This is a genomic window from Dellaglioa carnosa, from assembly GCF_026948345.1.
Classification (GTDB): Bacteria; Bacillota; Bacilli; order Lactobacillales; family Lactobacillaceae; genus Dellaglioa; species Dellaglioa algida.
The window spans coordinates 70,265-81,846 of the sequence record NZ_JANXLI010000003.1; the positions used below are offsets into that span (position 1 = coordinate 70,265).

The following is an 11,582-nucleotide window of genomic DNA, read 5'->3' on the forward strand; positions in this document are numbered from 1 at the left end:
TTGTCATATAAATAATATTTATAGTATAGCATATGTTTGACTATAATTTTTAGTGGGGTGTATCCTTGCTCTTGTAAGTAACAGAGAAAACTAAATACAGATAAATAAATGGAGGAATCAATTATGACAAAAGCACAAGATATGTTAAATAACCCATTTGTAAATAAAGGAACAGCTTTTACAATGGAAGAACGTCGTGAATTAGGACTTGTTGGTATGTTGCCAGCCCAAGTTCAAACAATCGAAGAACAAGCTACACAAAATTATGCACAATATTTAAGTAAAGAATCAGGTCTTGAAAAACGCCATTTCTTAATGGAATTATTCAACGAAAACCGCACGTTATTCTTCTATTTAATGGGACAGCATGTTGCTGAATTCATGCCCGTTGTTTATGATCCAGTTGTTGCTGACTCAATCGAACAATACAATGAAATCTACGTTAACCCACAAAATGCTGCCTTCTTATCAATCGATCATCCAGAAGATATCGAAGCAACTTTGAAAAACGCTGCTGCTGGCCGTGATATTCGTTTAGTTGTTGTAACTGATGCCGAAGGAATTTTAGGTATGGGTGACTGGGGTGTCAACGGTGTTGATATCGCAATCGGTAAATTAATGGTTTATACAGCTGCTGCTGGAATCGATCCTTCACAAGTATTACCCGTTTCTATTGATGCCGGTACAAATAATGAAACATTGATGAATGACCCATTATACCTTGGTAACAAACATGCTCGTGTAACTGGCGACAAATACTATGACTTCGTTGATGGTTTTGTTCAAAGTACAAAGAGTTTGTTCCCAGAATTATTATTACATTGGGAAGATTTTGGTCGCTCAAATGCTGCTAATATTCTTGAAAAATACCAAAATGATATCACAACATTTAACGATGATATTCAAGGAACAGGGATTGTTGTTTTAGCTGGTATCTTAGGTGCTCTAAGTATCACTAAAGGCTCAATTGCCGACCAAACAATCGTTACTTATGGTGCTGGTACTGCCGGTGTTGGTATTGCTAACCAAATTATGGATGAAATGAAACGCGCTGGTGTTTCAGAAGAAGATGCTCGCAAACGTTTCTTCTTAGTCGACAAACAAGGGTTATTGTTCGATGATACAGAAGACTTAACACCTGGCCAAAAAGAATTCACGCATAAACGTTCAGAATTCGCTAATGCTGATGAATTAACAACTTTAGAAGCAGTTGTTAGAGCTGTTCAACCAACTGTTATGATTGGTACATCAACACAACCTGGTACATTTACGAAAGAAATTGTTCAAGATATGGCTTCACATGTTGAACGTCCAATTATCTTCCCATTATCAAACCCTACAAAATTAGCAGAAGCTAAAGCTGAAGATTTGATTGAATGGACTGACGGTAAAGCATTAGTTGCTACTGGTATTCCAGCAGATAACGTTGAATATAAAGGTGTTACTTACCAAATTGGTCAAGCGAATAATGCACTTATGTACCCAGGTCTTGGATTTGGTATCATCGCTTCAACGTCTTCAAGAGTTAATGGCGAAATCTTATCACAAGCTAGTCATGCTTTAGGTGGAATCGTTGATACGACAGCCGTTGGTGCTGCTGTATTGCCACCAGTGACACATTTAGCAGAATTTTCACAAACAATTGCTGAAGTCGTTGCCCAAAGTGTCGTCGACCAAAAATTAAACAAAGAAGCAATTACGGATGTTAAAAAAGCTGTTGCAGATATGAAATGGACTCCTAAGTACTAAAAAAAGTGTAGAGAGAAGGACAATTAATTATGGTATTTTTCCAATCAATTCAAAGTGTTTTAGTTGTTGTTTTGATGATGTTACTTGGTTATATTTTACAAGTTAAAGGATGGTTCGCCGATTCATTTGGTGGCAATATCTCATCATTAATTACTAAAATTGCTTTACCCGCATCAATTTTCGTTTCTGTTTTAAAATTTTTAAAACGTGATCAATTGGTTGCCTTGTCAGGTAGTTTACTTTACCCAGCAATCGCTGTTATTATTGGTTACTTAATTGCATGGGCACTTGTTCATATTTTGAACATCAGACCAGGTCGTCGTGGTATTTTCATGAATGCTGTTGTTAATGCAAATACAATCTTTATTGGTTTACCTTTAAACGTTGCTTTGTTTGGCGAAAAGAGTATCTCATATTTCCTTGTTTACTATATTATTAATACAGTATCAACATGGGCATTTGGTGTTTTCTTAATTTCAAATGATGATCCAACAAAAGATAAATCAGACAAAACGAAAAAGAAAATTAACTGGGCAAAAGTTATCCCAATGCCACTTGTTGGTTTCATTGTTGCTTTGATTTTCTTGATTCTTGCAATTCCAGTTCCTGATTTTATTAGCCAAACATTAGGTTATGTTGGTGGATTGGTTACACCATTGTCATTGATCTATATTGGTATTGTGTTAGCTAAGGCCGGATTGAAGAGTATCAGATTTGATCGTGATACAATCGTTGCTTTATTAGGACGTTTCGTCTTATCACCAATCATTTTGATTACTGTTATCCTTTTAGGGACACACTTAACTGGTGCAGATTTAGCACCATTGCTACAAAAAACGTTGATTATTCAATCAGCTACACCTATGTTAGCTGTATTACCAATCTTGGCTAATGAAGCACATGGGGACGTTAAGTATGCAACGAATATTGTGACTTCAAGTACAATTCTATTTATCATCGTTGTCCCAATTTTAACGACACTTATCTCATTTATGTAAGACTTAAGTATTCAAATAGTGTATTGATGATGACCTCCATAATCATTGATGCACTATTTTTTTGCATATTAATGGCAACAACAAGTAAATCAGTTATAATGAAGGAGCATTAGTGAGACCCATTAAAATTGTAGGAGTAAAAACATGAAAACTAATAATAAAACGTATCATATGAGTATTCTAGCGCTATTTATTGCGATTGTTATCGTTCAGAATTTTGTGCCATTATTCGGGTATATTCCAGTTGGACCACTGAGTATTACAACCATTCATATCACAGTTATCGTTGCCGCGTTGGTATTGGGTTGGAAGGATGGTGCGTTTGTCGGTGGCGTTTGGGGATTAATTACTTTTATTAGAGCTTTTGTATCACCAACAAGTCCAATTGCGCCAATTGTGTTCACCAATCCAATTGTATCAATTGTGCCAAGAATTTTGATTGGTATCGTTACGGCAGTAGTTTTCTACTTCATATATAAATGGTGGAAAAATAAGACATTGGCGATGATCATTGCTTCTGTCTTAGGTTCATTAGTTAATACTGTTTTAGTGTTAGGACTGATTTACTTGTTGTACCATGGGCAAGCAGCTAACTTTTATAAAGTTGATATGGGACAATTATTACCTTACATTATGGGATTAGTTGTTACAAATGGTGTGCCAGAAATGATTTTAGCGGGGGTTGTCGCGCCACTGATTGCAGCACCGTTACAAAAATTAGTTCGAAAAGGTTAGGTGAAGTGAGCGATGAGTGTTTTAACATTTGATTGTTATGGAACATTATTGAATAGTGACATTATTTATGAGTATATTGAAAAAGTGGCAAAAGAACACGGTGTTGATGGACAACATGCAAGAGACATATTTACGATGTATGAGGATCGATTAATGTATGGTGAACCATACCAGGATTATGATCAAATTTTAAAACAGATTTTAGAGTATTGTGATTTTGAACTTAAAACGGATTTTTTTAAAGGTGAATATGATAATCTTATTGCAATTCATTTTAACTTTAAATTACATCCTGATGTTTTACCAGCCTTAAAGAAGTTAAAGGAACAAGGACATCAAATCTATTTGATGTCTAATACGATGCATCGATTTATGGATAAACATTCGGAACAATTTGATGGCGTAGTTGATGGTGTGTTTTTAGCCGAAGATATGCATTGTTATAAACCAGATTTAAATTTCTTTAAACAGGTGCAAGCAAAACTGGCATTTACAAATGATAATCATGTTCACATTGCTAAAGGTTATTGGTGGGATATTGTCCCTGCAACAAAACTAGGGTGGTCAAAGATCTGGATAAATCGTGATCAAAAGCAAGGATTTGAACAAGAGGCTCCTTACTTAGAATTGCCGGATTTAACTGATTTGGTAACACTCATTAAAAAATAAAAAAGTTGCTAACAGCGAGAAAATCCGTTGTTAACAACTTTTTTAATTGAATTTAGAAATAATATGAGAGTCTGAGTTACCTGACTCCAATGCGATTAACGCATCGATGACGGACATTTGGTGAATTTCAGTATCATCCGCGAGCAAGCTACTAGGGATGAAAAAAGTCATTTCATTTTGATCACCGGCCAAGTAATCACCATCGATTGTTTGACCTAAAATGCAAACATCATCCCAGTTCAAAGAAATAGTATCCGGTGTTTTTAAAAAATTCATTGTTTCTTGAAATTGGGTTTGTAGCGAACGACCGGGAAACTGAATGTACCCGTCATTTGTTTGGCGAATATTTTTGTCTATTAATAATTGTTGCAGTGTTTGTGGCGCCAAATCGCTTAATTGATTTTTTAATTCTGTGAACATGAATACCACACTCCTTTGACTTAACGTTTGTTTAGGATGGTAACATTAAAATTGATATTTCCCCAAGAAGTTGTACTTTTTCCTTGCATTTGTATCGCTTTTGGAAAAAGTGATTTACCGGAAAAAATAGGTGTGACTTGATAACGAACATGATCACCTTTATCGACTGCTGCGCGAACTGCATTTTCGTATTTAGTCATGTAAGGCGTATTGACAGGATTTTGATATAATGTTGCCAAGTTTTCTCTCTTATCACCGCTACCGCCTAATTGGCGACCAATTAAATGGCCGCGAGAATGATTGTAGGGTGATTGACCAGAAACGAAACCAGTTGGTCGGATTGCAGGGTCAGCGGATGTTCCTCGAGATGCCAATGATTTAACTAAAAGTGCATTCGCTTGTGTTGCACGGCCAAGTGAATCTAATGCGCCATATTTAATCCAACCACTTGAAGAGTCTGACAGATCACTTTTTGAAAATGTCGGATTCTTATTGTCGATAATTCCTTTAACAGCTTTATTGCTATTAATGGAGCTTGTATTTGCTGTTCCTGACCCTTTTTTAACGGTTGTTGAAGTTTGGTGGTCATTTGTTTGTAACAAATCTTTAACAGAACTAGGTAATTTACTACCAAAAAGTGAGAGGACGATAATGACTACAAGTCCTATCAGATAATTTCGCGTTTTATTTTGGATGACACGTTTTTTTCGTTTCATATAATAGTTAACTCCAACTCTTTTTCTTTTAGTGTAGCATGGAATTAAAAAAAGTTATCAACAATTTATGTTGGTAACTTTTTTGATCGAATTTATTTTTCAAATGGATATTTATAGTTCCATTGTTCACGCGCTTGCGTCATGATTGACATGACATCAACTGTTTTTTCTAAGAATGGTTTTGGATCTAATTCGCCAGAGACCATATCTTGAACGTCTTTAATTTCATAATTCATTGCTTGTTTTGAATGGCCAGCTATAATTTCTTTGACTGAACCATCCGCAAACACAAGTGTTGCCTTGTTAGCGCGAGGATAATCATAAACTGTGAAATAGCCACCTTCATAGGCAACGATGCCTATTTTAGGCATTTTAGCTCTAAAAGTTAATGAAACATTTGCCATTTCATCGTTAGCATTTCGTAAACTAATCGTTTCAGATTCATCAACACCTGATTCGAATAAATTCATAGCTGAACCCGTGATTTCTGGTGTTGCTGTCATGAATTGACGAACGAAAGATAAGGCGTAAACACCAATATCTAATAATGCGCCACCAGCTAAGTTGGGATTAAAGAAACGGTTTGTTGGATCTGGTTCTTTAAAACTACCAAATGAAGCTTGAACCATTTTTAATTTGCCAAGTTTATTTTCTTCAGCAATTTCAATGATTCTTTGGTAAAGCGGCATATGATAAACGGTCATTGCCTCTTGTAAGATTAAACCTTTTTCTTTAGCTAAATCAGTCGCTTGCTTGAGTTCAGCACTCGTCATCGTAATGGCTTTCTCACTCAAGACATGTTTACCAGCATTAAGTGCAGCTAGAATTGTTTCAATGTGATAATTGTGAGGCGTTGCAATGTAAACGATGTCAATTTTATTGTCAGCTAATAAGTCTTCATAACTACCGTAAGCATGTGGAATATTAAATTCATTTGCAAAAGTCTGCGCCTTTTCTAAATCACGAGATCCTGCTGCATAAATGTCACCAAATGGTTGATCAAAATAAGTTGCGAAGCTGTGGGCAATGTTACCGAGTCCGATAATTCCCCAGTTCAAATTTTTTGTCATAACTGCTCTCCTATCACATTTAAGAATAGGTTAAGTTTAACAGAGATTTACTTAAAAGAGAAAAAATACGATGGTATTAAAGATAAAATTAGGGTAAAATAAGTGAAACAATTAAAAGCATAGGGGACGTGTACTGATGAAAAAGAAAAATGTACGGGGAATTTTTGTTAAGAATGGGAAAATTCAAGTTGCAAATATTATCGTTTTAATTCTAATTGTGGGGATCATTACAGTGGTCGTTTCAATGAATGTTCATAAAAAAAATGTTGCGCGTGATGAATCGATTGCAACATCATTATCAACTTCAAAAATTGAAGCCAGTGAATCAGCTAAAAAAGCAGCCGAAGCAGCTAAAAAACAAGCATTTATTAAAAAAGTTGCGCCCGAAGCACAAAAAATGCGTAAACAATATAAAGTATTTGCTAGTATCACAATTGCGCAAGCTATCTTAGAATCGGATTGGGGCACAAGTTCACTAGCTAAGGACTACAATAACCTATTTGGTATTAAAGGAACTGGTGCACGCGCCAAAGACTTTAAAACTAAAGAACAAGAAAAAGATGGTACATGGAAAACAGTTACTGCTAAGTTTATTGTGTTCAAAGACTGGGATGAGGCAATTATGTCTCATTCAAAACTGTTAGCAAATGGAAATACATGGAATAAGACACAATTTGCGGACGTTTTATCGGCAGCAACATACGAAGATGCCGCAGCGGCATTGGTTGTTGATGGGTATGCAACAGATAATGATTACAGTACTAAATTAACAGATATTATTAAACAATATAATTTAGATCAATACGATAAATAAATGGGTCTATGGCAAGTAGAATAACGATAAATGAGCGGATTCAAATTGAATTTATCCTCATTTTGTGTTATTCTTAAGTCATTCAAAACCGGAATGTAGCTTTTTTACTTATTACCGAAGTGAAAAAGCTATTTTTATACCCAAAAAAATATAATAACAAGAGGAGCGTAACCCACGTGAAACTTTTAGAAGACAGAATTATGCAGGATGGCATTGTATTACCAGGAGACGTATTGAAGGTTGACCAATTTTTGAATCATCAAGTTGATCCCGATTTAATGATGGCAATGGGTAAAGAATTTGCTAAGTTATTTAAGGATGAAAAAATCACTAAAATCTTGACGGTTGAATCATCAGGTATTGCACCTGCCGTATTTGTTGGTTTACAATTCCATGTGCCCGTTGTTTTTGCACGTAAGAATAAGAGTATTACCATGCAAAATGACTTATATTCTGCTTCTGTTTACTCGTACACAAAGAAAGTTGAAAATACGATTGCCGTTGCCAATAAATTTTTAGGCGAAAATGATCGTGTTTTAATTATTGATGATTTCTTGGCAAATGGTCAAGCAGCTGAAGGGTTGTTTAAAATTTGTGACGAAGCTAAAGCAGAGATTGCTGGAATTGGAATTGTGATTGAAAAATCATTCCAAAAAGGTGCCGAATTAATTCATAAACGCGGCGTGCGTTTAGAAGCACTCGCTAAAATCTCATCATTCGATGGTGATCAAGTTCATTTTGAAGATTAAATTGACTAAAAGAACGCAAAATGCGTTCTTTTTATTTTCTTATAAATTTGTTAAATAAAGAAGGTTAAACCTTGCTTGCCCCACATGATACCAGTATGATTAAGAGTATAAAGCCAAAGTAGAAAGTAGTGAACATATAGTGGAGAAAAAAGTTATCTTTCCTGGAAGTACTTTAGGAATAATTGGTGATAGTCCAACGGGCGCAATGTTGGCCATGGCTGCAAGAAATTTAGGATTCAAAATCGCAGCATATAGTCAAAATGAAGTCAGCGAAACGCTTCAATTAGCGGATTATTCCGTTGTGGGTAAGATGAACGATAAAGATAAATTGAAAGAATTTGCCGAACGAGCAGATGTAGTGACGTATGAGTCTGAACATGTCAGCTCTGAAGTCATTGAATACATTTCAAAATATACTTACGTTCCCCAACAATATGACGCACTAGAAATTGTACAAGATCGTTTGTTAGAAAGAGCTTTTTTTGATCAAATAAATGTTAATATCCCGCCTTTTGAGACAATTGTATCGCTTGAAGACGTCTATAATTCAGTGCTTTCAATCGGGTACCCGAGTGTCTTAAAACCCATTCAAAAGGGATTTGGCAAGAGTTACCAAAGCGTGCTTAAAACCCAAGCCGATATTTCGGATGCGGCTTATTTAGTTGAACGTGGGACTTATATTTTAGAGTCATGGATTCCTTATGAGCAAGAGATTTCAATGGTGTTGATTAAGAATGGGAAAGAAATTAATTTCTTTCCAGCGGTGGAAAATAAATATCGTGATCATAGATTACACCAATCAATTGTACCGGCTAATCTAGATTCTGAAATTTCTGCTGAAATCCATAAAATTGCCATTAAAATTACGGAGAACTTGGATTACGCTGGCGCATTAGAAATCGGTTTTTTTGTTACGAAATCTGGTACGATTTATGTGAAACGTATTGTACCGGCCATGCACCAATCGGGTTACGTATTCGATAAGGCGACTAACGTTACAATGTACGAACAACATTTACGTGCAATTTGTGGGTTACCATTATCAAAAGTTAAATTTCTCGCGCCGACCGTTATGGTGTCATTAAAAGAAGAAGAACGTGCTGATTTGAAGACGCAGTGGGTTCTTAAAAATAACTGGTATTATCATTTCTATCGTTACCCAGAAAATCATAAATTGGAACGTGCTGGTCATATTTTAGTACAGTCTGATTCAGTTCGTGAAGCATTAAACCAAATTGAAGATACGGGTATCTGGGATAAAAAAGAACCAATAAATTAAATATAAATGAGGGGATGAATCGATTCAAAGTGATTCATCCTTTTTTATGGACTAATACGGGTATTTATTAAACAAAAATTAAAGAAGTTAAGACGTTTTTTTGCTATAATAAATAATGACTGATTTATAGAGAGGGTTGACTAATTTGACTACTGAAAGCTTACTGAACGGAATGAATAACAAACAAAAAGAAGCTGTCCTACAAACTGAAGGACCACTTTTAATTATGGCCGGAGCCGGAAGTGGAAAAACGCGGGTATTAACGCATCGCGTTGCTTATTTAATTGAAGAAAAAGGGGTAAACCCGTGGAACGTTTTAGCCATTACGTTTACAAATAAAGCATCGAAAGAAATGCGCGAACGTGTTAACAAGTTGCTTGATAAAGGTGCTGAAGATGTTTGGGTTTCAACTTTCCATGCACTTTGTGTCCGTATTTTAAGACGCGATATTGACCAAATTGGTTATAATCGTGCTTTTTCGATTACCGATACTGGTGAACAAACGACTTTAGTAAAACGTATTTTAAGAGAACAGAACATTGATCCACAAAAATTTACGCCAAGATCATTTTTGGGTGCTATTTCGAATGCCAAAAATGATTTACTAACAGAAACGGAATATGCTGAACGTGCTGCGAGCATGTTTGAACAAATGGTTGCCAAAGTTTACACGGCATACCAAAGAGAATTACGTTCAAATCAAGCCGTTGATTTTGATGACTTAATTATGTTAACGATTCGCTTATTTAAAGAAAAATCAGAAACGTTAACTTTCTACCAAAATAAATTTCAATATATTCATGTTGATGAATACCAAGATACAAATGAAGCACAGTATACATTAGTTAATATGTTAGCTGAACGTTTCAAAAATCTCTGTGTTGTCGGGGATGCGGACCAAAGTATTTACGGGTGGCGTGGTGCGAACATGGATAACATCATGAACTTTGAAAAAGATTATCCGAATGCCGCTGTCGTTAAATTGGAACAAAATTATCGTTCAACAAAAACAATTTTAGACGCAGCTAACTCAGTAATCGGAAACAATACAAACCGGAGTGATAAGAGCCTTTGGACCGACAATAAAGCCGGTGAGAAAATTTCTTATTACCGTGGTCAAAGTGAAAACGATGAATCACATTATGTGGTTGAAAAAATCCAAGAACAAATTAAAGAAAACCATTTAAACTATGGCGATTTTGCCATTTTATATCGAACGAATGCGCAGTCACGTGTAATCGAAGAAACGTTCCTAAAATCTAATGTTCCCTACAAAATGGTTGGTGGACATAAGTTCTATGAACGTCTAGAAATCCGAGATATCTTAGGTTATATTCGGTTAATTGCTAACGATCAGGATTCGATGAGTTTTGATCGTGTTGTGAACGTGCCAAAACGTGGAATTGGTGCAAGTAGTGTTGATAAATTACGTGAATTTTCAGAGATGAATAATTGGACAATGCTTGAAGGTGCTGAAAATTCAGCACTTGCTAATATCTCTGGTAAAGCTGGGAAATCGCTTCAAGAGTTTGCCGTCATGATCCGTGGACTGCAAAAAATGCGTGAGTTCTTAAACGTAACTGAATTAACCAAAGAAATTTTAAAACAATCTGGCTACGAAGCTAGTTTGAAAAAAACAAAAACAATTGAGAACGAAACACGACTTGAAAACGTCGAGGAATTCTTATCTGTGACGCAACAATTTGATGACCGCTGGGAAGCTGAAGAAGATGACAGTGACCGGTATGTTGATTTCTTAGCCGACTTGGCTTTGGTTTCCGCACAAGATGACATTGCGGAAGAGCCTGAAGAAGTGACGTTAATGACCTTACATGCTGCAAAAGGACTTGAATTTCCAGTTGTCTTTTTAATGGGATTGGAAGAGGGGATTTTCCCACTTTCTCGTGCCATGTTAGAAGATGATGAACTTGAGGAAGAACGTCGTTTGGCCTATGTAGGTATCACACGTGCAGAACGTAAATTATACTTAACTAATGCTTATTCAAGAATGTTATATGGTCGTCGTCAAAGTAATCAGGCATCACGTTTTATTGGTGAAATCGATGATTCATTGCTTGAATTAGACAATCAAATGGCGGCACCATCAAGTGGTCGCTCGTCATTTTCAAATCAACGTGCAACGGCCACGACCTATCGTCGTCCTGCTAAAACGATTGAACGTGATAATGGAACAGGGGCAGATTCAGTTGTTTGGCGAATTGGTGAAAAAGTTGAGCATAAGGCTTGGGGAACTGGGACAATCGTCAAAGTTTCGGGTTCTGGATCCGATGCTGAATTAGATATCGCATTCAAAGAACAGGGGATTAAACGCTTATTAACAGCATTTGCGCCCATTACAAAAAAAGTTGACTAAATAAGGGAG

Annotated in this window: 11 protein-coding genes; 8 read left to right on the forward strand and 3 right to left on the reverse strand. The window is 36.0% G+C overall.

Annotation, left to right across the window (positions count from 1 at the left end; all coding sequences use genetic code 11):
* Positions 1-123 precede the first annotated feature (123 nt).
* From N0K80_RS05055 to N0K80_RS05070, 4 genes are all read left to right on the forward strand, one after another.
* On the forward strand, positions 124-1,749 hold the full coding sequence (locus N0K80_RS05055) for a malolactic enzyme (RefSeq protein ID WP_269023987.1): 1,626 nt from the start codon (positions 124-126) through the stop codon (positions 1,747-1,749).
* A gap of 29 nt (positions 1,750-1,778) precedes the next feature.
* Positions 1,779-2,747, forward strand: coding sequence for an AEC family transporter (locus tag N0K80_RS05060; protein ID WP_057974438.1), 969 nt, complete (start codon positions 1,779-1,781; stop codon positions 2,745-2,747).
* Positions 2,748-2,891: 144 nt separating this feature from the next.
* Positions 2,892-3,482 carry an ECF transporter S component gene (locus tag N0K80_RS05065; protein WP_269023988.1) on the forward strand — a complete coding sequence of 197 codons (591 nt, stop codon included), beginning with the start codon at positions 2,892-2,894 and terminating at the stop codon, positions 3,480-3,482.
* A 12-nt stretch (positions 3,483-3,494) separates the two neighbouring features.
* Complete coding sequence (locus tag N0K80_RS05070) at positions 3,495-4,151, forward strand: HAD family hydrolase (protein WP_269023989.1); 657 nt, start codon at positions 3,495-3,497, stop codon at positions 4,149-4,151.
* Positions 4,152-4,193: 42 nt separating this feature from the next.
* Here the strand turns inward: N0K80_RS05070 and N0K80_RS05075 are convergent, their stop codons facing one another.
* The 3 genes from N0K80_RS05075 to N0K80_RS05085 all read right to left on the reverse strand — a co-directional run bounded on the left by N0K80_RS05075 (position 4,194) and on the right by N0K80_RS05085 (position 6,357).
* Entirely contained in the window at positions 4,194-4,571 is a 378-nt protein-coding gene (locus N0K80_RS05075) for a hypothetical protein (protein WP_269023990.1), read from the reverse strand.
* A gap of 20 nt (positions 4,572-4,591) precedes the next feature.
* Entirely contained in the window at positions 4,592-5,287 is a 696-nt protein-coding gene (locus tag N0K80_RS05080; protein WP_269023991.1) for a DNA/RNA non-specific endonuclease, read from the reverse strand.
* A 92-nt stretch (positions 5,288-5,379) separates the two neighbouring features.
* Positions 5,380-6,357 carry a Gfo/Idh/MocA family protein gene (locus N0K80_RS05085; protein ID WP_269023992.1) on the reverse strand — a complete coding sequence of 326 codons (978 nt, stop codon included), beginning with the start codon at positions 6,355-6,357 and terminating at the stop codon, positions 5,380-5,382.
* Positions 6,358-6,493: 136 nt separating this feature from the next.
* Here N0K80_RS05085 and N0K80_RS05090 point away from each other — a divergent pair, with 136 nt between their 5' ends.
* The 4 genes from N0K80_RS05090 (at position 6,494) to pcrA (ending at position 11,573) form a co-directional block, all read left to right on the forward strand.
* Positions 6,494-7,171 (forward strand): glycoside hydrolase family 73 protein, encoded by a 678-nt coding sequence (locus N0K80_RS05090; RefSeq protein ID WP_057974433.1) that lies wholly within the window; start codon positions 6,494-6,496, stop codon positions 7,169-7,171.
* A 176-nt stretch (positions 7,172-7,347) separates the two neighbouring features.
* Positions 7,348-7,920, forward strand: coding sequence for a xanthine phosphoribosyltransferase (locus tag N0K80_RS05095; RefSeq protein ID WP_057974432.1), 573 nt, complete (start codon positions 7,348-7,350; stop codon positions 7,918-7,920).
* Between the two features lie 139 nt (positions 7,921-8,059).
* Positions 8,060-9,199 carry a 5-(carboxyamino)imidazole ribonucleotide synthase gene (locus tag N0K80_RS05100; protein ID WP_269023993.1) on the forward strand — a complete coding sequence of 380 codons (1,140 nt, stop codon included), beginning with the start codon at positions 8,060-8,062 and terminating at the stop codon, positions 9,197-9,199.
* Between the two features lie 145 nt (positions 9,200-9,344).
* Positions 9,345-11,573: a DNA helicase PcrA gene (gene pcrA, locus N0K80_RS05105; RefSeq protein ID WP_269023994.1), complete on the forward strand. Its 2,229-nt coding sequence runs from the start codon at positions 9,345-9,347 to the stop codon at positions 11,571-11,573.
* Positions 11,574-11,582 lie beyond the last annotated feature (9 nt).

Excerpts from the sequence above, each read along its gene's own strand:
- N0K80_RS05060 (WP_057974438.1), top strand. The coding sequence starts at position 1,779 with ATGGTATTTTTCCAATCAATTCAAAGTGTTTTAGTTGTTGTTTTGATG.
- N0K80_RS05055 (WP_269023987.1), top strand. The coding sequence starts at position 124 with ATGACAAAAGCACAAGATATGTTAAATAACCCATTTGTAAATAAAGGA.
- N0K80_RS05080 (WP_269023991.1), bottom strand. The coding sequence starts at position 5,287 with ATGAAACGAAAAAAACGTGTCATCCAAAATAAAACGCGAAATTATCTG.
- N0K80_RS05090 (WP_057974433.1), top strand. The coding sequence starts at position 6,494 with ATGAAAAAGAAAAATGTACGGGGAATTTTTGTTAAGAATGGGAAAATT.
- N0K80_RS05070 (WP_269023989.1), top strand. The coding sequence starts at position 3,495 with ATGAGTGTTTTAACATTTGATTGTTATGGAACATTATTGAATAGTGAC.
- N0K80_RS05065 (WP_269023988.1), top strand. The coding sequence starts at position 2,892 with ATGAAAACTAATAATAAAACGTATCATATGAGTATTCTAGCGCTATTT.
- N0K80_RS05075 (WP_269023990.1), bottom strand. The coding sequence starts at position 4,571 with ATGTTCACAGAATTAAAAAATCAATTAAGCGATTTGGCGCCACAAACA.
- N0K80_RS05085 (WP_269023992.1), bottom strand. The coding sequence starts at position 6,357 with ATGACAAAAAATTTGAACTGGGGAATTATCGGACTCGGTAACATTGCC.